Raw genomic sequence first — 23986 nt, forward strand, 5'->3', positions numbered from 1 at the left:
CCTGAGGTGCCGGGCTGCTGTCCTCGAGGACCGGGAAGGTCCGGGGCCACCGGTCGACGCGGGCCTCGGCGTGACCGGCGACCGTAGACTCGACGCATGTCCGAGAACGACGACTTCGACGTCGCGGACCCCGGGTCGAGACGCCGCGAGCGCGAGCGCGACGACCGCACGGGGCGCTCGGCCTCCGCCGCCCGGATCGCGCAGCAGTCGACGTGGGTCGACCTGCAGGTGCGCCAGGCGATGGAGCGCGGCGAGTTCGACGACCTGCCGGGCACGGGCAAGCCGATCGAGGACCTCGGCGGCGAGCACGACCCCGACTGGTGGGTCAAGAAGCTCGTCGAGCGCGAGAGCATCGCGCTCCTCCCGCCGGCCCTGGCGCTGCGCAAGGAGGACGCCGGGCTCGACGCACGCCTCGACGCGATCTCGATCGAGCGGGAGGTACGACGTGAGCTCGACGACTTCAACCGCCGCGTCGTGGAGACCCGCCGTCAGCTGCAGGGCGGTCCACCGGTGATCACCGCCGTGCGCGACGTCGACGCGGAGGTCGAGGCGTGGGGTGAGCGCCGGACGTCCCGCATCGAGGCGCAGCGGGCCGCGGCCCGTGCTGCCGCGCCGCCGCCGCGGAAGCGGTCGTGGTGGCGCCGCCGGCGCACCCGCTGACCGTCGTCGCTGGGCCTGCGACCGGGGTCGGAGACCGGCTGGATGCCGCACACGTAGGAGTCGAGGAGGATCCGCGCCCTGCCCGACAGCGAGACATGGGTCATATCGGGCTGCTCCGGCGCAGCGGTAGTTTGCGCCCATGACCCGCCCCGCCAAGGACTTCTTCGCCCCGCTCGCCGTCGGCGCGCCCGCGCCGCCGCGCGAGATCCCCGCCCGGCCGAGCCGCGCAATCCACTTCTTCGACCCGGGCAACGAGAAGATGGCCGCCAAGGTGCCCGGCATGGTCGGCACGGTCGACGTGCTGCTCGGCAACCTCGAGGACGCCGTCAAGGCGGAGAACAAGGAGAAGTCGCGCCGGGGACTGGTCGACATCGCCCGGGCGACCGACTTCGGGCCCACCCAGCTGTGGACGCGGATCAACTCGCTCGACAGCCCCTGGGTGCTCGACGACCTGACCACCCTCGTGCCCGCGATCGGCGACAAGCTCGACGTCATCATGGTGCCGAAGGTCCAGGGCGCCGAGGACATCCACTACGTCGACCGGCTGCTCGCCCAGCTCGAGGCGAAGGCCGGGCTCGACCGCCCGATCCTCGTCCACGCGATCCTCGAGACCGCGCGCGGTGTGGCGAACATCGAGGAGATCTGCGGCGCCAGCCCGCGGATGCAGGGCCTGTCCCTGGGGCCGGCCGACCTCGCCGCCGACCGCCGGATGAAGACCACCCGCGTCGGCGGCGGTCACCCGGGCTACCTCGTGCGCCAGGACGCCCCGCGCGACGCGGACGGCAAGGCGCAGCACGACGCCGAGCGGGCGACGTACCAGCAGGACCTGTGGCACTACACGATCGCCCGGATGGTCGACGCGTGCGCGATGCACGGGATCTACCCCTACTACGGGCCGTTCGGCGACATCGCGGACACGGTCGGCTGCGAGGACCAGTTCCGCAACGCGTTCCTCCTCGGCTGCGTCGGCGCCTGGAGCCTGCACCCGGCGCAGATCGCGATCGCCCACCGCGTCTTCTCCCCCAGCGTCGAGGACGTGGCGCACGCGCGGCGCGTCATCGCCGCGATGGGCGACGGCACCGGGGCGGTGATGATCGACGGCAAGATGGAGGACGACGCCTCGGTGAAGCAGTGCCAGGTCATGGTCGCCCTCGCCGAGGAGCTGGCCGCGATCGACCCGGAGCTGAGGAAGCAGTACGACGCGATCGTGGTCGAGGAGGCCTGAGATGACTGACTTCACCCCCCTGCGCAGCGTCCTCTACATGCCCAGCTCCAACCAGCGGGCGCTCGAGAAGGCGCGGACGATCCCCTGCGACGGCCTGATCCTCGACCTGGAGGACGCCGTCTCGCCCGACGCCAAGGAGTCGGCCCGGGAGGCCGCCGCCGCGGCCGCCGCCAGTGGCGACTACGGCCGGCGCACCGTCACCATCCGCGTCAACGCGATCGGCACCCAGTGGCACGACGCCGACCTCGCCGCGGCCAGCCAGGCCGGACCCGACGCGATCGTCGTCCCCAAGGTGGAGAGCGCCGAGGAGGTGGCCCGGCTGGTGGCCGCGATGGAGAAGGCCGGCGCGCCCGACCACACCCGGCTGTGGGCGATGGTCGAGACGCCCGTCGCGATCCTCGACGCGCTCGCGATCGCCCGGTCCTCCGAGCGCCTCGGCGCCTTCGTGATCGGCACCAACGACCTCGTCAAGGAGCTCTACGCCGAGCACGTCCCCGGCCGCGCCCCGATCCTGCCCAGCCTGCACACGGCGCTGCTGGCCGGACGGGCCGCGGGCATCGCGGTGCTCGACGGCGTCTACAACGACGTCAAGGACGCCGACGGCTTCCTCGCCGAGTGCGAGCAGGGGCGACAGATGGGCTTCGACGGCAAGACGCTCGTCCACCCCGGGCAGGTCGAGGGGGCCAACCGCGCCTTCGCACCCAGCCCCGCGGCCGTCGAGGACGCGCGCGAGCTGATCGCCGCGTTCGAGGCGGGCGCCGGCGCCGGCGTGGTGACCCTCAACGGCCGGATGATCGAGAACCTCCACGTCGAGTCGGCCCGCCGGACGCTGTCGATCCACGAGGCCATCGAGGCGATCGGCACCGAGTGAGGGCGGTCACCACAGGATGGACAGGGTCTTGACATCGCCTCACCCGCAGGGATGAGCGGAATTGTCGAACGTGCTGCGGACCCGCAAGAGTGTCGGCGCCCTGCCCACCGTGGGCCGGCCGCAACACCTAGGAGGCACCCCATGATTGTCCTCGGACTGATCCTTCTCATCCTCGGGCTCCTGCTCCCCCAGAGCATCCTGACCACGCTCGGCATCATCTTGATCGTGGTCGGCCTGGTGCTGAACTTCGTGCCGATCGGCGGCTCCAGCCGACGGGTCTGGTAGCACTCCGCCACCCCGCGAGGACCCCGTACACCCCTGGTGTGCGGGGTCCTGCCGCGTCTCGGGCTGCTCCGCCCGCCCGCTCGTGCGTACGGCGGACGTCGCCCGCGTCCGAACGGGTGGGCTCAGGCGCTCTGGTCGCCGCGACGGAAGCGGTCGTTGAGCCAGGTGCTGGCGGTGCCCATCCAGCCGGCGAGGTCGTGGACCAGGCGGCCGAGGGTGTCCTGGGTCCGTTCGAACGTCGCGGTGTAGCTCGCGGCGGCCTCCTGCGCGGCCGCGCTCACCGACGCGGTGTCGTCGTCGGTGCGGCGCGGGTAGTCGCCAGCGAGGATCGTCGTGTACGCGCCCGAGTCGGTCCAGCGGCGCAGCTCGGTGGCCCGGACGACGGCGAACGGGTGGCTCTGCTGCTGGAGCAGCGAGAGCTTGATGAGCGACTCGCGCACGTCGCCGCCCTCGTCGTACTCCGCTCCCTGCTGGAGGAACGACGTGACGTCGAGCTCCTCCAGGGTGCCGCCGCTGGCGAGCTTCATGTGGGTGCGCAGCGCCGCCGTCGGGTCCTGGCTGGCGAGCAGGCCGGCGCGGTCGGCCGACAGCTCGGCCTTGCGCGACCACTCCAGCAGCCCGACGGTGACCATCCGGATGCCCAACGCGCCGCCGGGGACGGCGTTGAGCAGCCCGCCCAGCCCGAGCAGGCGCACCAGCAGCGTGCGGTAGACCGCGTGTCCGCTGACGGCGTGGCCGAGCTCGTGGCCGATGACGAAGCGGAGCTCGTCGTCGTCGAGGTGGTGCACCAGGCCGGACGACAGCACGATGATCGGCCGGTCCATGCCGACCGTGACGGCGCCGAGCGTCGGGTCGGCCTGGACGTACATCTCCGGCAGGTCGCTGACGTCGAGGCTGCGCCCGACCTCGGCTAGCAGCACGTGCAGCCGGGCGAACTGTCGCTCGTCGACGCGCACCGCGGAGCCCAGCAGCGTCAGCCGCCAGGCCCGCTCGCGGAACACACCCGACATGGTCTTGAGCAGCACGTCGAAGCCCTTGAGCTTGCGCAGGGCGACCAGCGCGCCCCTGTCGGCGGGGTGCTCCCACGCCCGCGAGCTGATGTCCGTGAGCACGACGCGCGCACGCGCCGGCTTCCTCTCCCCCGATGCCATGGAGGGATCCTGACCTACCCGGGCAGGAATGTCATGGGATCCGCGAGGACGCGCGTGCCACGATGCGGCGGTGACCCGTCAGCCGCGCACGATTCACGTCGCCCTCACCGACGGGGAGCGGGTGTGGGTGGACGACGACGGACGGCCGCCGAGCTTCGTCCACGATCCGGAGGCAGGCGGGCCAAGCCCGACGGCCACCGCCAGCCGATTGCTCACCGACGCCGTGCCCGTCGCGCCGGCGGTCGTCCTCGACGAGGTCAACCGCCTGCACGTCGTCCGCGCGCGCAGCGGCGCACCTGAGCGGGGGCACTGGACCGACCCGGACCACCTCGGCGAGGAGGTGCGCGTCCAGGTCGAGCGGGCGGTCCGTGAGCACTGGGGCACGCCGCCCGCACACCGGCCGGACTGGTATCGCCCCGGATGGTCCGACGAGGTCGAGGCCTGGATCGACGCCGCGCTGGTGGACACCGGCCGGTCGCGCACCGGCTCGCTCCAGACCCATCGCGTCTGGAGCATCTCGGCGGTCCACGTCGTCCCGACCGACCGAGGTCCCGTGTGGTTCAAGGCCAGCTGCGCGCACTTCGCGGCCGAGGCGGCCATCGTGGCGACGCTCGCCGCCCACCTCCCACACCTGGTCCCGGAGGTGGTCGCCATCGAGGACAGGAGGTGCTGGGTCCTGACCGAGCCGTTGCGGGGGGTCGACGACGACGGCGCGCCGGCAAAGGCCGCCATGACGCTCGCGCCGCTGTGGGCCGCTGCCCAGATCGCATCGCTGGACTGGCTCGACGAGCTGCGCAGGGCGGGCGCTCCTCGCCGAGGCGCGGAGGAGACGCTGACGGCCTGGCGCGGCGCACTGGCGACCAACCGCGAGCTCGACGCGCTGACCACGGACGAGCGCGGCGCCCTCGTCGAGGCGGTCCCGCTCGTCGAGACGCGGGTGCGCGAGCTCTGGGCCTGCGGCTTCCCCGACACCCTCGCCCACGGCGACCTGCACTCGGGAAACGTCGCCTTCGACGGCTCGGGCGTGCGGGTCTTCGACTGGAGCGACGGCTGCATCACGCACCCCTTCCTCGACGGCACCCACCTCGCGCACTGGCTCACCGAGGCGGACGGGACCCACGCAGAGGACCGGGTGCGCACCGTCCTACTTCCGTGGCGCGACGCGTTCCCCGAGGCCGACTTCGACCGCGCGGTCGAGCTGGCACCCCTGGTCGACCTGGTCTTCCAGACCGTCACGTTCGACCGGCTGGGCGAGGGGATCGAGGCCGGCACCCGCGACTTCGACGGCGCCGTGCTGATGCTGACGCGCAAGCTCCTCGAGTCGGTCACAACCGACGAGTAGCCGTGGGCAGACGACGACCCGACGCGTCGTACGACCACTAGGACACCCTCGTCCCCGCTGGGACACCCGTATCCGGGTGGTTGAGCGGGGACGTGACCGCTCGAGCCGGGGCGGACGCCCCGCACCCCGGCAACCCCGGCACGTCAGCCGAGCATCGGGACCCGAACCCCGCGCTCGTGGGCGACCTCGACGGCGCGGTCGTAGCCCGCGTCGACGTGGCGGATCACGCCCATGCCGGGGTCGTTGGTGAGCACCCGCTCGATCTTCTCGGCCGCGAGCGAGGTGCCGTCGGCGACCGTGACCTGGCCGGCATGGAGCGAGCGGCCGATGCCGACGCCGCCGCCGTGGTGGAAGGACACCCAGGTGGCGCCGGAGGCGGTGTTGACCAGCGCGTTGAGGATCGCCCAGTCGGCGATGGCGTCGGAGCCGTCGAGCATCGCCTCGGTCTCGCGGTAGGGCGAGGCCACCGACCCGCAGTCGAGGTGGTCGCGGCCGATGACGATCGGCGCCTTCAGCTCGCCGCTGGCGACCATCTCGTTGAAGCGCAGGCCGGCCTTCGCCCGGTCGCCGTAGCCCAGCCAGCAGATCCGCGCGGGCAGTCCCTGGAACTGCACGCGCTCGGCCGCCATGTCGAGCCACTTGTGCAGCCGGGCGTACTCCGGCTTCTCGTCGGCGGGGAAGAGCTCCTTGATCGCCCGGTCCGTGGCGTGGATGTCCGCGGGGTCGCCGGACAGCGCGGCCCAGCGGAACGGGCCCTTGCCCTCGCAGAACAGCGGCCGGATGTAGGCGGGCACGAAGCCGGGGAACGCGAAGGCCCGGTCGTAGCCGCCCTTGCGCGCCTCGTCGCGGATCGAGTTGCCGTAGTCGAAGACCTCGGCGCCCGCGTCCTGGAGCTCGACCATCGCCCGCACATGACGCGCCATCGACTCCTGGCTGCGCTTGGTGAACCCGCGCGGGTCGTCGGTGCGCTCGCGCTCCCAGTCGTCGTACGCCGTGCCGGACGGCAGGTAGTAGAGCGGGTCGTGCGCCGAGGTCTGGTCGGTGACGACGTCGATGCGGACCGAGCCGTCGAGGTGGCGCTCGAGCAGCTCGGGCAGCACGTCGGCGGCGTTGCCGAGCAGCCCGATCGACAGGGCGCGGCGTTCGTCGCGGGCCTCCAGCGCCAGCTCGATCGCGTGGTCGAGGTCGCGCGCCTGGACGTCGAGGTAGCGGGTCTCGAGGCGTCGGTCGATCCGGTGCTGGTCGCACTCGACGCAGATGGCGACGCCGTCGTTCATGGTGACGGCGAGCGGCTGCGCGCCGCCCATCCCGCCGAGGCCGGCGGTGACCGTGATCGTCCCGGCGAGGGTGCCACCGAACCGCTTGTCCGCGATCGCGGCGAACGTCTCGAAGGTCCCTTGGAGGATCCCCTGGGTGCCGATGTAGATCCACGAGCCCGCGGTCATCTGGCCGTACATGGTCAGCCCGAGGTCCTCGAGGCGGCGGAACTCCTCCCAGTCGGCCCAGTCGCCGACGAGGTTGGAGTTGGCGATCAGCACGCGCGGCGCCCACGTGTGCGTACGCATCACGCCGACGGGCTTGCCCGACTGCACCAGCAGCGTCTCGTCGTCCTCGAGGTCGCGCAGGGTCGCGACGATGGCGTCGTACGCCTCCCAGCTGCGCGCGGCCTTGCCCGTGCCGCCGTAGACGACGAGGTCCTCGGGGCGCTCGGCGTTGTCGGGGTCGAGGTTGTTCATCAGCATCCGCAACGGCGCCTCGGTCTGCCACGACTTGGCGCTCAGCTCGGTGCCGGTGGCGGCGTGGATGGGCAGGCGGGGGTTCGTGCTCACGGGATGCTCCTGGGGACTGACGTGCGGGCATGGGCGGGACTACGGTCGGGCGCATGGCGGTCGAGCTGGTCCTCACGCGGTCCGACGGGGACCGTCGTCGTCACGACCTCGACGGCGTCGGGACGATCCGGCGCGGCGGCTGGTGGTCGCGCAGCTGCGAGCTGGTGCCCGTCGAGGGGCCCCCGCTGACCGCCGCCCCGCAGGGCCGGATGGGGAGGGCGGCCGTGGCGACCGACACCGCGGGGGTGACGGTCGGCCGGTTCGCGCAGAAGGGTTTGCTGACCCACGGAGGCGAGCTCGTATGGAGGGACCGCCCGCTGCGGGTGCGCTCCGAGGCGCTGGTCACCACCCGCTACTCGGTCTCCGACGGCGACACCGCCCTGCTCGAGGTGCGGGCCACCGGACGGGGGCGTACGCCGGCCCGGGTGTCGCTGCACCACGAGCGGGTCGACCCCGGGCTGGTGCTGTTCTCGCTGTGGCTGGTCCAGGACTTCATCGCCCAGGACTCCTCCGCCGGCTGACGACCGGACGGTCACGACAGGGCTCCCACCACGGTCTCCGCGGCGGCGAGCACCTCGCCCGACTGCACGAGGTCGACCGTCGCCTCGATCTCGGGCGAGAGGTGGCGATCGGGGCCGGGGCCGGCGATGCCGGCCTCGCGCAGGCGTCGTACGACGGCACCGGTGGCGGGCGACGGCTCGAGGGGCGCGCGGAGGTCGAGGGCGCGGGCCGCGGTGAGCACCTCCACGGCGACGACCCGCGACAGCCCGTCGACGGCGCGACGCAGCTTGCGGGCGGCGTTCCACCCCATCGAGACGTGGTCCTCCTGCATCGCGCTGGAGGGGATGGAGTCGACCGAGGCGGGGACCGCGAGCCGCTTGAGCTCGGAGACGATCGAGGCCTGGGTGTACTGCGCGATCATGTGGCCGCTGTCGACGCCCGGGTCGTCGGCCAGGAACGGTGGCAGCCCGTGGCTGCGCGCCCGGTCGAGGAACCGGTCGGTGCGGCGCTCGCTGATCGAGGCGACATCGGCCGCGACGATCGCCAGGAAGTCGAGGACGTAGCCGACGGGCGCGCCGTGGAAGTTGCCGTTGGACTCGACCCGGTCGCCGACCACCACCGGGTTGTCGATCGCGCTGGCGAGCTCGCGACCGGCGACGGTGGCGGCGTGCTCGACGGTGTCGCGGGCGGCGCCGTGCACCTGCGGCGAGCACCGCAGCGAGTACGCGTCCTGGACCCGGTTGCACTCCACCGTGTTGCCGGGCCCGGTGCGGTGGGAGGCCACGATCGCGGAGTCGGCCATCAGGGCGGTGAGGTTGGCCGCGGACAGCGCCTGACCCGGGTGCGGGCGGATCGCCTGGAGCTCGGGGGCGAAGACCCGGTCGGTGCCCAGCTGGGCCTCGACGCTCATCGCGGCGGCCACGTCGGCGGTGCGCAGCAGCATCCGCAGGTCGGTGATCGCCAGCACGAGCATGCCGAGCATGCCGTCGGTGCCGTTGATGAGGGCCAACCCCTCCTTGGCCCCGAGCTCGACCGGCTCGAGGCCGGCGGCGGCGAGCGCGTCGGCCGCCGGCAGCAGCGCGCCGGAGGCGTCGCGCACCTCGCCCTCCCCCATCAGCGCGAGCGCGCAGTGCGCCAGTGGCGCGAGGTCGCCCGAGCAACCCAGCGAGCCGTACTCGCGCACCACCGGGGTGATCCCGTGGGAGAGCAGGTCCGCCATGAGCTGCGCGGTCTCTCGGCGTACGCCGGTGCGTCCCGTCGCGAGCGTCGAGAGGCGCAGGAGCATGAGCGCGCGCACCACCTCGCGCTCCACCTCGGGGCCGGAGCCGGCGGCGTGCGAGCGCACGAGCGATCGCTGCAGCTGGGCGCGCATCCCGGTGGGGATGTGTCGGGTGGCCAGCGCGCCGAAGCCGGTGCTCACGCCGTAGGTCGGGGTCTCGGCGGCGGCCAGCGCCTCGACCACTCCGCGGGCGTGGTCGATCGCGGCCAGCGCGTCGTCGCCGAGCACGACGGGCGCACCGTCGCGGGCGACACTCACGAGCTGCTCGAACGAGACGGGACCGACCCCGACCTCGATGGGCTGGATGGTCTGCATGACGCCCATGCAACACGCGGAGCCGAGCCTGCGCCAGCACTCCGCGTACGTCTGATGTCTCGGATCCCAGACCGATCCGCCCACCCGAACGGGGGGAACCCGGCGCGCCGGCGTTGTGGCACGGTGGACGCCGTGGCGAGCCGCCCGGGCCGCCGGAGCAGGGAGGTCCCCCGATGGATACGACGACGTGGATCATCGTCCTGGTCGTGGTGCTGGTCGTCGCGGCGCTCGTCGCCTGGCTGGTCACCCAGCAGCGCACGAAGCAGCAGCACGCGCAGGCCGAACGACTGCGGTCCGAGGCCCGCGAGCACGCGACCGAGATCCCCGAGACGCAGGTGCGCGCCAAGGAGGCCGAGGCCGAGGCCGAGCGCGCGCGGCTCGAGGCCGAGCGCGCCCAGGCGAAGGCACGCGAGGCGCAGGTCGCCGCGACCCAGCAGCAGGCGGTGCACGAGGACCGGCTGCGCACCGCCGACGAGGTCGACCCCCACGTCGACACGCGCTCCGACGACTACACGCCCGGCACGACGACGCACGACGACGGCACCACCACCCACGACACCGCCACGCACGACCCGGACACCGTGCTGGACACCGACGACCCCCGCCGCACCGACGGCACCACCGGCGGGACGCACTCCGCCTGAACCGATCGGCTGACGCCACGGGCGGGGTGCTGGACAACGCCGTGGGCACTGTCAGACTGAGGCCCCCCTGTTCCGTGAGAGGTGTCTCGTGACCACGCTCGTCGTCATCATCATCGTCCTCGTCGTGGTGCTCGCCGCCGCGGCCCTCGTCGTCCAGCGCAAGAACAAACAGGCCAACATCGCGCGGGCCGACAGTCTCCGCCAGCAGGCGGGGCGCCAGGCGCAGGCCACCATCGCGCCCGCCCAGGACCGCGCGGCCGCCGCCGAGGCGCAGGCCGACGAGGCGCGTGCCCGGGCCGACCAGGCCGAGGCGGAGGCGCACGAGGCCCGGCTGGCCGCCCAGCAGGCCGAGGCCCAGCACGAGTCGCAGGTGCGCGCCGCCGATCGGCTTGACCCGCGTGTCGACCACAGGTCCGACGACTACGCCCCGCAGGTCCCCGGCACGGTCGACCAGCAGCCCACCGCTCCGGCCGACGTCGACGCTGAGCCCGCCGACCAGCCCGCCGACCAGCCCGCCGGCCAGGCTCCGCTGCTCCCGCGCCGCACCCCGGGCGCCCAGGAGATGCCGGGCAAGCCCATCGAGTCGGGCGACGGCGGCGGCTGGTTCACCAAGGGCTCCGACCGGTCCTGACCCCGCGGTGAGCCAGGTCCCTGCCGCGACGCGCGCCCTGCGGGTCCTGCGCTTCCTGGCCACCCAGGCCGACCCGGTCCCGCTCGACCGGATCGTGCGGTCGTGCGACCTGCCGCGCAGCACGGCCTACCACCTGCTCAACACGATGATCGACGAGGGCTTCGTCGTGCACCTGCCCGACGAGCACCGCTACGGCCTCGGCGTCGCCGCCTTCGAGGTGGGCAGCGGGTTCACCCGCCAGGAGCCGCTGGCCCGGCTGGCCCGGCGACCGCTCGCCGAGCTCGTCGACAACACCGGCCACGGCGCCCACCTGGCGGTGCTCCACGGCCGCGACGTGCTCTACGTCGTCGAGGAGCGCGCGCCGGGCCGGGCACCGCTGGTCACGGACGTCGGCGTGCGACTCCCCGCCCACCTGACCGCGTCGGGCCGGGCGGTGCTCGCGGCCCTGCCGGCCAGCCAGGTGCGCGCGCTCTACCCCGACCGGACGGCGTTCGTCGACCGGCACGGCAAGGGCCCCGCCTCCCTGAGTGCGCTGCGGGCGGTGCTGTCGGAGACCCGCCAGCGCGGGCATGCCACGGAGGACGGCGAGGTGACACCCGGCCTGGGAAGCGTCGCGGCGCCGGTGCTCGACCACAACGGACACCCCGTGGCCGGGGTGGCCGTGACCTTCCCCAGCGGCGCGGGCTCCGACGCTGAGATGATCGCTGCTGCGGTCACCGACACCGCCACCCGGCTGACCAGACGCGTCAGCGGTCGGGCCTCGACAAGCCCCTCGCCCAGCCCCTCCCCAGGCCCCTCGGCCGGTGCTAGCGTCGAATGATGCCGGCTCGCCTCCCCTCCCCGCGCCTGCTTCTCGCCCCGGTCATGGCGCTGCTGCTCGCCGTCGCCGCGCTCCCGCCGGCCTCCGCGGCCGAGGACGTCCTGCCGCCGCGGGTCACGGTCCACGACAGCCGGACCTCGAGCCCGTCCGTGGACATCGCGCGCGTCACGCTGCGCGGCGCCCCCTGGGAGAACCCCACCCAGTACGTGGAGGTCGAGGTGCCCGGCGGGTTCCGGCCCGGGCACCACCTCACGGTCTGGTTCGACGTCGACGGCGACGCCGAGCCGGAGGGTCGCCTCGACGCGCGGCTGAGGAAGCCCGGACCGAAGCGCCGCTCCGACCTCCGCGTCGACCAGCAGTTCCGGATCGGTGGCGGCTGGGACGACCCCGGCACCCGCGTGCACTGCCGCGACGACCAGGACTTCATGCCGGTCGGAAACGTGCGGCCCGGTGACGCCGTGCTCGTCGTCGGTCTCTCCTCCCTGTGGGACTGCCTCCAGCTCCCCTACCCGTCTGGCGATGACCACGGCGCCTGGCGGACGGCGGTGCGGGTGGCCAAGGACGGCCGGAGCGACACCGCGCCCAGCAGACGCGGATGGAGCCCACAGGTGCTGGGCTGGTGCGGGCGTCAACCCCGGTGTGGGTGAGCCGGTCGCGCAACCGCGCCACGGCCTACGGGTCGTCGTACACCGGAGGGCCGCCACACTGCCGCTCGACCTCAAGTTACCAACGGGTAGGATCAGTGTCACTCCGTAGCGCGCGGCTGTCGGCAGGTGCGGCGGCCTAGGCTGCGGACCTCTACGCCCTACCGAGGAGCACCCCTCCATGCAGATGTTCGCGATCGTCGTCTCGTTCGCACTGACCGCCGCCGCGGTCGCCATGCTGGTCCCGGCCGTACGCCGGATGCTCGGCGTGATCCGGGCGAGCCAGCCCGCGCCGGGCCGCAGCGACAACCCGGCCGGTCGCACCGCGACGATGCTCAAGGAGACGTTCCTCCACACGCGGATGCTCCAGTGGCACTGGGTCGGCATCATGCACTGGTTCGTCTACATGGGGTTCCTGCTGCTCAGCACCGCGGTGCTGGCGGCCTACTTCCAGCTCTTCAAGCCCGACTTCGCCTACCCCGTCATCGGCCACTGGTACCCCTTCGAGTGGCTGATGGAGCTCATCGGCGCGCTGAGCACGGTCGGCATCGTCTTCCTGATCGTCTACCGGCAGCGCCACCACCCCCGCAACGAGGGCCGCCGGAGCCGCTTCTTCGGCTCGACCTTCTGGCAGGCCTACTTCGTCGAGGCGCTCGCGCTGCTGGAGGGCTCGGCGATCCTCTTCGTCCGCGCCGCGGAGTGGCGCCTCGACGAGGAGGCCGGCCGCGCCCACTACCCGTTCTCGTCGTGGCTCGGCGACCTGCTCTACCCGAGCTCCGTCGACTCGCTCGAGAACCTCATCTACGTCATCGCGACGCTCAAGATCGCGCTGGCGATGGTCTGGCTGATGGTGATCGCCCGCAACATCACCATGGGCATCGCCTGGCACCGCTTCACGACCTGGTTCAACATCTGGTTCAAGCGCGAGGCCGACGGCAGCACGGCGCTCGGCGCCATGAAGCCGCTGACGTCCGACGGCAAGGCGATCACCCTCGACGACATCGACGACCTCGACGAGGACTCCACGCTGGGCGTGGGCTCGATCGACGACTTCTCGTGGAAGGGCATTCTCGACTTCACGACCTGCACCGAGTGCGGTCGCTGCCAGTCGCAGTGCCCCGCCTGGAACACCGAGAAGCCGCTGTCGCCCAAGCTGCTCATCACGAGCCTGCGCGACCACGCCTACGGCAAGCACGACGGTGAGGAGGCGCACGCCGAGCGCCAGCTCGTCGGGGTCGGCTCCAAGGGCGAGACCGCTGGCGCCGGCACCGACGTCCTCGACTACTTCTACAACCCCGCCGACGGCGACTTCGTCATCGACGAGGACGTGCTGTGGAGCTGCACGTCGTGCGGCGCGTGCGTCCAGCAGTGCCCCGTCGACATCGAGCACGTCGACCACATCATGGACATGCGGCGCTACCAGCTGCTCGTCGAGTCCAACTTCCCCGCCGAGCTCAACCAGCTGTTCAAGGGCCTGGAGAACAAGGGCAACCCGTGGAACATGTCCGCCACCGCGCGGATGGACTGGGCCAAGGGCCTCGACTTCGACGTGCCGGTCGTCGGTGAGGACCTGGAGTCCCTCGAGTCGGTCGACTGGCTGTTCTGGGTCGGCTGCGCCGGGGCGTACGAGGACCGCGCGAAGAAGACGACCCGCGCGGTCGCCGAGCTGCTCGACCTGGCCGGCATCTCCTTCGGCGTGCTCGGCAACGGCGAGACCTGCACCGGCGACCCCGCTCGGCGTGCCGGCAACGAGTTCGTCTTCCAGGGCCTCGCGCAGCAGAACGTCGAGACGTTCAAGGAGTACAAGGTCAAGAAGGTCGTCTCGACCTGCGCCCACTGCTTCAACACGCTCAAGAACGAGTACAAGGACTTCGGCATCGAGCTCGAGGTCGTCCACCACACCCAGCTGCTCAACCGCCTCGTGCGCGAGGGCAGGCTGACCCCCGTCAAGGACGGCGCGGGCGCCGCGAAGCGCTCGATCACCTACCACGACCCGTGCTACCTCGGTCGCCACAACCAGGTCTACTCGCCGCCGCGCGAGCTGCTCCAGGTGCTGCCCGGCGCGGAGTACGTCGAGATGGAGCGCCACTCCGAGAAGTCCTTCTGCTGCGGCGCCGGTGGCGCGCGCATGTGGATGGAGGAGAACCTCGGCGAGCGGATCAACCTCAACCGCACCAAGGAGGCCGTCGGCACCGGCGCCGACCAGATCGCCGTCGGCTGCCCGTTCTGCCGGGTCATGCTCTCCGACGGGCTCACGGCCCAGCAGGCGAACGGCGAGGCCCGCGAGGGGGTCGAGGTCCTCGATGTCGCGCAGATGCTGCTGGCCTCGGTCAAGGGCGAGCAGGCGACCAAGGCCGCCCCCGCGTCGTCCCCTGCCGCTGTCCCCGCGGCTGCCCCCGCCGCTGCCGCAGCCGGCGCGACGGCCTCCGACGTGGCCACCAAGGACGAGCCGGAGGCCGGCGACGTCACCCTCACCGACGACACCGTCGCCGAGACCGCCGACGTCGGCCCGGCCGCCAAGGCGTCCGGAGGCTCGTCGCTCTTCGACACCCCGGCCGACTCGGCGTCCGGCGGCTCGTCGCTCTTCGACACCCCGGCCGACTCGGCGTCCGGCGGCTCGTCGCTCTTCGACACCCCGGCCGACGCCTCGAAGCCGGCTCCGTCCACCGACCTCGGCGGCGGGTCGCTCTTCGACCTGGGCGCGCCCGGGGAGGAGCCGGCAGCCCCCGCCCCGGCTCCCGAGAAGGCGGCCGGGAGGGCAGCCGCGGCGCCGCCCGCCACCGTCCTCGGCGGCGGAGGCTCGCTGTTCGACATCGCGGCGCCCGAGCCCGCCGCGGAGTCCCCCGCGACCAGCGGTGGCGAGCCGACCGAGCCGGTCGAGCCGGTCGGGGCGCCGACCTCGAGCGGTACGGCGTCCACCCCGGCCACGGACACAGACCTGTCGGACCTCGGCTCGCTCTTCGACGTGGAGGCACCGGCGAGCGAGCCCGCCCCGGCAGCCATCGAGTCCGCTCCTGCGGAGGCGGTCGCGGACCCCGAGCCCGAGCCCGAGCAGGCAGCGGCCGCCGAGCCGGAGCCCGTCGGGTCACCCGCTCCGACCAGCGGCACGACGGCCGAGCCCGCCACCGACGTCGACCTGTCGAGCCTCGGCTCGCTCTTCGACGTCGAGGCACCGGCGTCCGCCCCACCGCCCGCGGCGAGCGAGCCCGAGCCGACGGCCCCCGCCGAGCCCGCGCCGAAGGCCGAGCCCGTCGAGGACGAGGCGCCGGCATCCGGGGCCGACGACGTACCGCCGACGCAGAAGCCCGCGTCCGACGACGCCGGCCCAGCACCACGCACCGACGTCGACATCAGCGGATCGAGCTCGCTCTTCGACCTCTGACCGCTTAGGCGGTGGACCCGGAGGGCGACTGGGGCGACGTGGAGAGCGACCCGGCACGTGCCGCGCCGCGCGGGAGCGCCGGGTGCGGGCGCGACCGTGGCAACGTGCTGACCGTCGCGGGCATCACACCAGTGGTCCACGACATCGACCACTGGAGGACATCATGCGTCGTACGACGCCGCTGACCGCCGCGGCCCTTCTGGTGCTCACCCTGCTCGGGCCGACCGGCGCCGCCGCGTCGGCCGCCGCCGAGACCTGCCGGGGCGAGGTTGCCACCCTCGTCGGGGCCGGGCAGCTCATCACCGGCACGGAGGGTCGCGACGTCATCGTCACCAACGGCGCGACACGCGTCGTGGCGGTGGGCGGCGACGACGTGATCTGCCTGACGGGCATGTCTCCGTCCGGGCACGCCACGATCGACGCGGGAGCCGGCGATGACCTCGTGGACGGCACGGCCTGGCGCGGCTCGGTCCAGGCCGAGCTCGGCGAGGGAGCGGACCGCTTCGAGGGAGGCGACGGGGAGAACGTCGTCGCTGCCGGCCCCGCTGACACCGCGCGCGACGTCATCATCGGTGGCGACGCACGGGACGTGGTGGACACCGGCGTGCCCGGCGAGCCCAACGCCGACGTCGTCGACCTGGGCGCCGGCGACGACGCACTCGACTATGCAGGCGTGATGGCTCCCGGTGGATCGATCGCCGGTGGCGACGGCGTGGACGAGCTCCTCCCCTCGACCTCGCGATCCGGGGCCACGACGATCGACAACGCTTCGGGGACCCTCGTGGTCGACCAGCAGGTCATCGCGACCTGGTCGGGTCTGGAGACGTTCTACACCGGGACGATCGGCGGCGCCCCCCTCCAGTTCGTCGGCACCGCGGCCGACGAGGCCCTCGTCGCGCGGGCGTCCGGCCCCGTCGACGCGAGCTTCGGCGCCGGGGACGACACCCTCGTGGCGGACGAGGCACCACGTGCCGGGAGCTCGATCGAGGGCGGTCGTGGCCACGACGGGTTCTACGTCACCACCGAGAGCGGCCTGCTGGACCTCGACCTGGCGCGCGGCAGGCTCGTCACGGGCGCCGAGGCGCGGCGCACGATCCCGGTCACCGACTTCGAGAACGCCTCGTTGTACGCCCACCGCGTCGTCCTCACCGGCACCCGGGACGGCAACAGCCTGACGTTCGGCGCGTGCGACGCCACCGTCCGCGGTCGGGGCGGAGCGGACACGGTCCAACCTGACAGTGAGTCCATGTTCGAGACCGTCTTCTGCCCTCGCTTCCCGAAGGCGCGGGTCGACGGCGGCCGCGGCGACGACGACCTCCGGGGCACGCGGGGCCGCGACGTGCTTCGCGGCGGCACGGGCAACGACCGGCTCGACGGACGGCAGGGCCCGGACCGACTCCACGGCGGCGCGGGACGCGACGAGCTGAGGGGCAGGTCCGGCGAGGACGAGCTCCGGGGCGAGAGCGGGCGCGATCGCGCCGACGGAGGGAGTGGGCGCGACTCCTGCCGCGCCGAGCGCGAGCGCCGCTGCGAACGCTGACGCCGTCACGCCGCCACATCGGGGCCGGGCGGGGCCGCGCGTGCGTGACCTGACGGATCTCGCGGCATCATGGCGTCACCGCGAAGCCGCGGTGACATCGCATACTCCTTGACATGACATCATCGTGATGTCATCGTGGTGCGCATGGACATCACCCCCTACGTCGACGGCCTGCGCCGCGACCTCGTCGCCGCGGCGGAGGCGGGCAGCGACGAGCTGCGGCAGGCGGCCGAGCGGTTGGCCTACGCGCTCGACCCGAGCGCGCGGCTCGCGCTGATGGAGGCCATCTCCCACGCCGCGGCGGAGATCACCGCCGAGCTCCCGGACGGCAGCGTCGACGTCCGGCTGGTGGGTCGCGAGCTCGACTTCGTCGTCGAGGTCGCCCCGCCCGCCGCCATCCCCGCACCGCCCCCGCCGCCCGCGCCGCCCGCGACGCCCGACGAGGACGACGGCGACCTGGCCCGGATCACCCTCCGCATCCCGGAGGCCGTCAAGGCACGCGCCGAGGAGAAGGCCGCAGCCGCCGGGCAGAGCCTCAACACCTGGATGGTCGGCCTCGTGCGCAGCGCGACCAACGAGCACGCCATCAACGTCGACATCGACCTGAGCAGCGTGCCCTTCGTGGGCTACGACCCGTTCGCGGGCCACCGCAAGCAGGGCAACCGCCGGATGACCGGCTGGCTCTGACCTGACGGGCCAGCGGCCCGTCCCACCTCGCACCCCCACCTCGCGACCAGCGGACCGGCACCGGCCGGCCCGGCGGACGACCACACCCTCTGGAGACCCGATGCGCAACCAGATCGACCTCACCTTCGACACCCCGGAGCCGATCGACCTCCACGTCGAGAACGCCCGCGGACTGGTCCGCGTGAGCGCCACCGCCACCGCCCGGACGACCGTGAGCATCATCGGCGAGCGGGCCGAGGAGTTCGACGTCCACCACGTCGAGGCCGGCGAGCGGAGTGCCATCTCGATCGTCCCTCCGCGCTCGAGCGGCGGCCTGTTCGGCCGCGACGCACGCGCGGAGATCGTCGTGGAGCTGCCCACCGCCAGCAGGCTGCGCGCCAAGGTCGGCAGCAGCGACCTCGTCGCCGAGGGGCGCTTGGACGACACGCGCGTCGACAGCGGCTCCGGCGACGTGTCCCTCGACGTGGTCGAGGGCGACGTCGTCGTCCAGTCCGGGTCGGGCGACCTGCACGCCGGGCACCTCCTCGGCGACGCGCACCTGCGCTCGGGGTCGGGCGACATCGTCGTACGCCGCGCGGAGTCGGCCCTCGTCGTCACCACCGGCAGCGGCGACGTGCGCGTCGACTCCGCCGACGGGCTCGCCGTCAAGACCGGCTCCGGGGACGCCCACGTCCAGTCGCTGGGCGGCGAGGCGGTCTTCACCACCGGTTCGGGCGACCTGGTCGTCGCCCAGGTGGCGTCGGGCCGCGTCACGGCCAAGACCGCCAGCGGCGACGTCCGCATCGGGGTCGACGACGGGACCCCCGTCTGGACCGACGTGCGGACCGCGAGCGGCCGGCTCACCTCGATGCTGCCGAGCACGGGCGAGCCCGCCCCCGACCAGCCCTACCTCGAGGTCCGTGCCACGACCGCGTCGGGCGACGTCACCCTGCACCCGAGCTGAGCCCCGCTGTCCCAGCCCCGACCAACGGAAAGGAGAAGGCCATGCACGACTCGTTCACCGACATCGAGCTGATCGCCCGCCACCGCATCGCGGAGCGCGTGCGCTACTCCCCCCGCGCGCCCCGCACCAACCGCCGCTGATCCACCGCTGCCCACCGCGGCGGGGCGTCACCTCAGGCCTTCATGGCCACGCCGCGGCGCCAGTAGCCCATGAAGGCCACCTGGCTGCGGTCGAAGCCGAGCTCCTTGACCAGGTGCCGGCGCAGCCCGGTGACGATCCTCGACTCGCCGGCGATCCACGCGTAGGTGCCGCCCACGCCGGTGATGCCTCCCGGCACCTCCTCGCCGGAGGAGGAGTAGTAGGGCGTCTCCCAGAGGTCGGGGTCGACCTCGTCGGGGGCGACCTCCACCTCGGCCCCGGGGATGCCGAGGTGGGCGACCACGGCGTCGTGCAGCCCGACCCCGAGCTCGCCGCCCTCGCGGGCCAGCCACACGACCTCGACGCCCGCGGGACCGCGAACGTCCTGCACGTCGTCCGCGCACGGCACCTCCATGAAGGCGGTGCCGCGGGCGTCGGCCGGCAGCTGCTCGAGCACGGTGCACACGGCCGGCACCGCGGTCTCGTCGGCCACGAGCAGCAGCTCGGCACCGGGGGCGGGGGTGAACTCGATCCCGCCGTAGGGGTAGCCGCGGCGCGGCGCGAGGATCACGATCCGGTCGCCGACGCTCGCGCGCGAGGCCCACAGCGAGCCGGGCCCGACGAGGTCGCCCTCGAGGTGGAGCACCATGTCGACGACGAACGTCGTCTGCGGGCCCGAGCCGCGCACGTCGCGGATCGTGTAGGTGCGCATGTGGCCGCGCTCGGAGGCGGGCCGCTCCAGCCACGTCGCCCACCAGCCCTCGTCGGCGCCCTCGGCCGAGGCGATGCCCCCGGTCTCCGGATCGGGGAGGATCAGCTTGATCCGCTGGTCCCAGCGCGGGCCGTCGACGCCGAAGTCGGCGAGGTCGGGGCCCCCGAGCTCGACCCGGACGAAGGTGGGCGAGAGCCGCTCGACGGCCACGACCTCGACCTCGGTGAAGAGCAGGGGCAGGACGGAGGCGGTCACGGTCATCGGGTCTCCCGGCTGGGGTGGACGTGCGGACTGGGCGAGCTGAGCGGGCTGGGCTGGGCGGGGTGGCTGAACTCGTCGGGGCAGGGCTGCCGGGGGCGGGGCTGGTGCCGGCCGACGGGCACGACGAGGGGCGTGTGCGACACCGGGTCGTCGATCACCCGGTTGTCGAGACCGAAGACGGAGCGAACGACCTCCTCGGTGACGACCTCGCGGGGCGCGCCCTCGGCGACGATCCGGCCGGTGTGCAGCGCGACCAGGTGGTCGGCGTAGCGGGCCGACAGGTTGAGGTCGTGGAGCACCATCACGATCGTGGTGCCGCGGCGGGCGTTGAGCTCGGCGAGGAGGTCGAGCATCTCCACCTGGTGGGCGACGTCGAGGTAGGTCGTGGGCTCGTCGAGCAGCAGCAGGTCAGTGCCCTGCGCGAGCGCCATCGCGATCCACACCCGCTGGCGCTGGCCGCCGGACAGCTCGTCGACGACCCGGTCGGCGAGGCCGAGGGTGTCGGTGAGGGTGAGCGCCTCGGCCACGGCCTCGTCGTCGGCGCTGGTCCAGCGTCCGAACGGCCCGTGGTGCGGGTGACGGCCGCGTCCGACCAGGTCGGCGACGGTGACGCCCTCGGGCGCGACGGGGTTCTGCGGCAGCAGCCCGAGCGTGCGGGCGACCTGCTTGGTCGGGAGCCGGTGGATGGCCTCGCCGTCGAGCAGCACCGACCCCGACCGGGGGCGGAGCAGCCGGGCGAGCCCGCGCAGCAGCGTCGACTTGCCGCACGCGTTGGCGCCGACGATGACGGTGATCCGGCCGTGCGGGACCTGCAGGTCGAGGTCGCGCACGACGGCGGTGTCGGTGTAGCCGAGCGTGAGGTCGCTCGCCTCCAGACGGACGTGCGGGGCAGCGGCGACGGTCATGCCGCCCTCCTTCCGGTGCGGCCGCGGGCGAGCAGCCAGAGCAGGAACGGCGCGCCGAAGGCGCCGGTCACGACGCCCACGGGCAGGTTGAGGTCGGGGAACGCGTAGGCGCCCGCGTAGTCGCCGACCAGGACGATCACCGCGCCGACCAGGCCGGCGGCGAGCAGCGTCGTACGCCCCCGGTTGAGGGCGCGGGCGATCGGGCCGGACAGGAACGCCACGAACGCGATCGGGCCGGCGGCCGCGACGCCGACGGCGACGAGCAGCACGCCGAGGAGCATCAGCAGGTCGGTGCGGCCACGGCCCACGCCGAGCCCGGCCGCCGTGTCCTCGCCGAGCTCGCTCGCGCGCAGCGACCTGGCCGCCCAGGCCGTCGCCGGCAGGAGCACGGCGAGGGCGATGGCGAGCAGGCCGATGGTCTGCCAGGCCACCCCGTTGACGCTGCCGGTCAGCCAGCGCAGCACCAGCTGCACGTCGTACTCGTCGACGCGGGTGAAGACGTATTGGATGACCGACTGCATGGCGGCGGCCATCCCGATGCCGGCCAGCACCAGCCGGAAGCCGCCGTGGTCGCCGGCGACGGCGCGCACGACGAGGGCGACGGCCAGGGCGCCCGAGATCGCGGCGGCGGACACCGGCCACCCCGACCAGCCGGCCAGCGCGATGACCGACACGGCCGCGGCGCTCGCCCCGAGGCTGATGCCGACGATGTCGGGGCTGGCGAGCGGGTTGCGGAGCGTGGTCTGGAAGATCGCGCCGCCCACGCCGAAGGCGGCGCCGACGAGCACCGCGAGCACCGCGCGCGGCAGCTTGGACTCCATCACGATGTAGGTCGCGCCGGGGATCTGCTCGCCCCCGAGGATGCGGACGAAGTCGGGGACCGTCACCGTGTAGTCACCCAGCAGCACCCGGGCGGCGAACGCACCGACCAGGACGACGACCAGGCCGCCCAGCAGGCGGCGGTGGTGGCGCACCGGGGCGCGGCGCGCGCGTCGTACGACGTCGGCGGCGTCGGGCGCTGCCTCCGCGGCGGTCTGGCTGCGGTCGAGGGTCACGGTCACAGGGCCCTCCCCGTGCGGCGGATGAGGGCGATGAAGACGGGCACGCCCACGACCGCGGCCATGATGCCGACCTGCACCTCCGACGGCGGCAGCACGACGCGACCGACGGTGTCGGCGACGACCACGAGGACGGCACCGCCGAGCATGGAGAACGGCAGCAGCCGGCGGTGGTCGGGGCCGACGAGGGCGCGCACGACGTGGGGCACGACGAGGCCGACGAACGCGATCGGTCCGGCGAGTGCGGTCGCGGTGCCGGCGAGCAGGACGATCGCGAGCGCGATGACGAGGCGGTCGCGCGTGGTGTGCCGACCGAGACCGCGGGCGAGGTCGTCGCCCAGCGCGAGGGTGTTGAGCAGGCGGGCGCCGGCGAGCGCGAGCAGCGCGCCGACGACCAGGAACGGCAGACCGGCCACCAGCACGTCGGTGCCGCGGCCGGCGACCGTGCCGACCTGCCAGAAGCGGAAGGACTCCATCGTCTTGCGGTCGGCCAGCAGCAGGCCGGTGGTCCAGCTGGCCAGGCCGGCGCTGAGCGCCGCGCCGGTGATGGCGAGCTTCATCGGGGTGGCGCCGTCGCGGCCCATCGAGGCGATGCCGTGGACCGCGGCCGCGGCGACGGCCGCGCCGACGAAGGCGAGCGGCAGGAACTGCCCCATCGCCGACGCACCGAAGGCCGTCATCCCGACGACCATCGCGAAGGTGGCGCCGGCGTTGACGCCGAGGATGCCCGGGTCGGCCAGCGGGTTGCGGGTCAGCCCCTGCATCAGCGCGCCCGCGAGGCCGAGGGCGGCGCCGACGGCGAGTGCCAGCAGCGTACGGTCCAGGCGCGCCTCGACGACCGCGTGCAGGGGGTGCGAGGTGTCCCACACCGCAGAGACGGGCACGGCCCGCGCCCCGACCAGCAGCGACAGCGCGCCGGCGCCGGCCAGCGCCACGACCGAGATCGCGACGCTGACCGGCAGCGCGGGACGTCGTCCACGGCCCGGGGGCCTGAGGACGTCCTCCCGCGTCGGGACGAGGGCGGTCATCGCTAGCCCTTCAGCGCCTCGACCACGTGGGGCAGGAAGTCGCTCACGATGACCGGGATGGAGAGGGGCGTGGGGTTGGTCGAGGCCATCGCGTTCTGCTTGTCGGACTCGGCGTACCAGTGGCCCTCCGCGATCGCGGGGATCTGGCCGAGCAGCTTGTCGTTCTCGATGGTCTCGATGGTCTCGGGCGAGTCGACCCAGGTGACGAACACGTCGGAGTCGAGGTCGGCGGCCTTCTCCGCCGACACGGTGCCGTAGAACTCGCCCGGCTTGATCGCGTCGGCGACGGCAGGCGCGTCGACCATCCCGAAGTCGCGCAGGATGGAGACCCGCGGGTCCTCCGGGGCGTACATGCCGACCGTGGACAGGTCGGTCGCCGCGAGGTAGCCGTAGATCAGCTCGGCACCCTGCAGCTCGGGGTTGTCCTCGGCGGCCTGCTCGATGGTGGCCTCGGTGTCGGCGGCGACCTCGTCGGCGAGCGCCGTACGGCCGAGGGCCTCGCCGACCATCTCGAGCGAGGTCTGCCAGTCGGTGGTCCAGGGCGCCTCGGGGTAGGCGACGACCGGAGCGATCTTGGAGAGCTTGGCGTACTCCGCCTCGGTGATGCCCGAGTTGGTCGCCAGGATCAGGTCGGGGGCGAGCTCGGCGATCTCGTCGACCGGCGCGCCGTCGGCGTCGTCGTAGCGCACCGGGGCCTCGGCGCCCGCCTCCTCGATGGCCGCGTCGAACCAGTCGGTGGAGCCGGCGTCGTTGCCGCCCCAGGTGATCTTGGTGGCGCCGACCGGGACGACACCCAGCGCGAGCGTGTGGTCGTGGTCGGTCCAGCCCAGCGTCGCGACCCGCGTCGGCTCCGACTCGATGGTCGTCTCCCCCAGCGCGTGCTCGATGGTCACCGGGAAGGCATCCGCGTCGACGCTCGTGGTCGACGTCGGCTTCGCGTCGGACGCGCTGTCGGTGGTGGAACCGGTGCTGCAGCCGGCGAGGGCTGCGGCCAGGACGGTGAACGCGGCCAGGGGCGCGGCGAGGGAACGCTTCATCAGGACTCCGTGTCTCGGTAAGGCAAGGCTAACTTAGGTCAGCCTAACCCGAGGCCCCCCGAATAAGACAAGGGAGCTGTGTCCTAATCCACGCCACG

At 73.3% G+C, this 23986-nt stretch carries 22 protein-coding genes; 14 read left to right on the top strand and 8 right to left on the bottom strand.

The genetic code is table 11. From position 1 onward, the window contains the following. The first annotated feature begins 96 nt into the window (after positions 1-96). The 4 genes from JX575_RS17960 (at position 97) to JX575_RS17975 (ending at position 3041) form a co-directional block, all read left to right on the top strand. Positions 97-660: a DUF1992 domain-containing protein gene (locus JX575_RS17960; protein WP_186339408.1), complete on the top strand. Its 564-nt coding sequence runs from the start codon at positions 97-99 to the stop codon at positions 658-660. Between the two features lie 139 nt (positions 661-799). Further along, positions 800-1885, top strand: a complete 1086-nt coding sequence (locus JX575_RS17965; RefSeq protein ID WP_186339409.1) for a CoA ester lyase — start codon at positions 800-802, stop codon at positions 1883-1885. A 1-nt stretch (position 1886) separates the two neighbouring features. Then, entirely contained in the window at positions 1887-2756 is an 870-nt protein-coding gene (locus tag JX575_RS17970; protein WP_186339410.1) for a CoA ester lyase, read from the top strand. A gap of 141 nt (positions 2757-2897) precedes the next feature. Continuing rightward, positions 2898-3041 (top strand): hypothetical protein, encoded by a 144-nt coding sequence (locus JX575_RS17975; RefSeq protein WP_186339411.1) that lies wholly within the window; start codon positions 2898-2900, stop codon positions 3039-3041. Between the two features lie 122 nt (positions 3042-3163). Here the strand turns inward: JX575_RS17975 and JX575_RS17980 are convergent, their stop codons facing one another. Next, on the bottom strand, positions 3164-4192 hold the full coding sequence (locus tag JX575_RS17980; RefSeq protein WP_186339412.1) for a M48 family metallopeptidase: 1029 nt from the start codon (positions 4190-4192) through the stop codon (positions 3164-3166). A gap of 70 nt (positions 4193-4262) precedes the next feature. On the opposite strand from JX575_RS17980, the gene JX575_RS17985 reads away from it, so the two are divergent. Next, a complete protein-coding gene (locus JX575_RS17985; protein ID WP_186339413.1) occupies positions 4263-5534 on the top strand; it encodes an aminoglycoside phosphotransferase family protein in 1272 nt (423 codons plus the stop codon). Positions 5535-5677: 143 nt separating this feature from the next. On the opposite strand, the gene hutU is transcribed toward JX575_RS17985, so the two are convergent. Further along, a complete protein-coding gene (gene hutU / locus JX575_RS17990; protein WP_186339414.1) occupies positions 5678-7363 on the bottom strand; it encodes a urocanate hydratase in 1686 nt (561 codons plus the stop codon). Between the two features lie 53 nt (positions 7364-7416). Here hutU and JX575_RS17995 point away from each other — a divergent pair, with 53 nt between their 5' ends. Next, a complete protein-coding gene (locus JX575_RS17995; protein WP_186339415.1) occupies positions 7417-7884 on the top strand; it encodes a hypothetical protein in 468 nt (155 codons plus the stop codon). A gap of 11 nt (positions 7885-7895) precedes the next feature. Here the strand turns inward: JX575_RS17995 and hutH are convergent, their stop codons facing one another. Further along, positions 7896-9458, bottom strand: a complete 1563-nt coding sequence (gene hutH / locus JX575_RS18000) for a histidine ammonia-lyase (RefSeq protein WP_186339416.1) — start codon at positions 9456-9458, stop codon at positions 7896-7898. A 173-nt stretch (positions 9459-9631) separates the two neighbouring features. Between hutH and JX575_RS18005 the strand changes: the two genes are divergently transcribed. From JX575_RS18005 to JX575_RS18040, 8 genes are all read left to right on the top strand, one after another. After that, entirely contained in the window at positions 9632-10102 is a 471-nt protein-coding gene (locus tag JX575_RS18005; RefSeq protein ID WP_186339417.1) for a hypothetical protein, read from the top strand. Between the two features lie 88 nt (positions 10103-10190). Further along, positions 10191-10733, top strand: coding sequence for a hypothetical protein (locus JX575_RS18010; RefSeq protein WP_186339418.1), 543 nt, complete (start codon positions 10191-10193; stop codon positions 10731-10733). Between the two features lie 7 nt (positions 10734-10740). Beyond that, the gene (locus tag JX575_RS18015; protein WP_186339419.1) at positions 10741-11553 is read left to right on the top strand and encodes an IclR family transcriptional regulator; all 813 of its coding nucleotides are present in this window, start codon (positions 10741-10743) and stop codon (positions 11551-11553) included. Further along, complete coding sequence (locus JX575_RS18020) at positions 11553-12200, top strand: hypothetical protein (RefSeq protein WP_186339420.1); 648 nt, start codon at positions 11553-11555, stop codon at positions 12198-12200. The genes JX575_RS18015 and JX575_RS18020 overlap by 1 nt, the downstream gene beginning before the upstream one ends. A 178-nt stretch (positions 12201-12378) precedes the next feature. Continuing rightward, positions 12379-15579 carry a heterodisulfide reductase-related iron-sulfur binding cluster gene (locus tag JX575_RS18025; RefSeq protein ID WP_186339421.1) on the top strand — a complete coding sequence of 1067 codons (3201 nt, stop codon included), beginning with the start codon at positions 12379-12381 and terminating at the stop codon, positions 15577-15579. A 163-nt stretch (positions 15580-15742) separates the two neighbouring features. Continuing rightward, positions 15743-17119 carry a calcium-binding protein gene (locus tag JX575_RS18030; protein ID WP_186339422.1) on the top strand — a complete coding sequence of 459 codons (1377 nt, stop codon included), beginning with the start codon at positions 15743-15745 and terminating at the stop codon, positions 17117-17119. A gap of 144 nt (positions 17120-17263) precedes the next feature. Next, positions 17264-17806 (top strand): toxin-antitoxin system HicB family antitoxin, encoded by a 543-nt coding sequence (locus tag JX575_RS18035; protein WP_186339423.1) that lies wholly within the window; start codon positions 17264-17266, stop codon positions 17804-17806. Between the two features lie 100 nt (positions 17807-17906). Beyond that, on the top strand, positions 17907-18749 hold the full coding sequence (locus JX575_RS18040; RefSeq protein ID WP_186339424.1) for a DUF4097 family beta strand repeat-containing protein: 843 nt from the start codon (positions 17907-17909) through the stop codon (positions 18747-18749). A gap of 172 nt (positions 18750-18921) precedes the next feature. Here JX575_RS18040 and JX575_RS18045 read toward each other — a convergent pair whose 3' ends face one another. Genes JX575_RS18045 through JX575_RS18065 form a run of 5 tightly spaced genes read right to left on the bottom strand, consistent with a single transcriptional unit; the run spans position 18922 to position 23888 of the window. Continuing rightward, positions 18922-19860 (bottom strand): siderophore-interacting protein, encoded by a 939-nt coding sequence (locus tag JX575_RS18045; protein ID WP_186339425.1) that lies wholly within the window; start codon positions 19858-19860, stop codon positions 18922-18924. After that, on the bottom strand, positions 19857-20765 hold the full coding sequence (locus tag JX575_RS18050) for an ABC transporter ATP-binding protein (protein ID WP_186339426.1): 909 nt from the start codon (positions 20763-20765) through the stop codon (positions 19857-19859). Before JX575_RS18050 ends, JX575_RS18045 begins: the two co-directional genes overlap by 4 nt. Next, positions 20762-21826, bottom strand: coding sequence for an iron chelate uptake ABC transporter family permease subunit (locus tag JX575_RS18055; protein ID WP_241005243.1), 1065 nt, complete (start codon positions 21824-21826; stop codon positions 20762-20764). Before JX575_RS18055 ends, JX575_RS18050 begins: the two co-directional genes overlap by 4 nt. Beyond that, positions 21823-22851 (bottom strand): iron ABC transporter permease, encoded by a 1029-nt coding sequence (locus JX575_RS18060; protein WP_186339427.1) that lies wholly within the window; start codon positions 22849-22851, stop codon positions 21823-21825. The genes JX575_RS18055 and JX575_RS18060 overlap by 4 nt, the downstream gene beginning before the upstream one ends. A 2-nt stretch (positions 22852-22853) precedes the next feature. Then, positions 22854-23888 carry an iron-siderophore ABC transporter substrate-binding protein gene (locus JX575_RS18065; protein WP_241005244.1) on the bottom strand — a complete coding sequence of 345 codons (1035 nt, stop codon included), beginning with the start codon at positions 23886-23888 and terminating at the stop codon, positions 22854-22856. Between the last annotated feature and the right edge of the window lie 98 nt (positions 23889-23986).

The organism is Nocardioides sp. zg-1228 (assembly GCF_017086465.1).
GTDB lineage: Bacteria > Actinomycetota > Actinomycetes > Propionibacteriales > Nocardioidaceae > Nocardioides.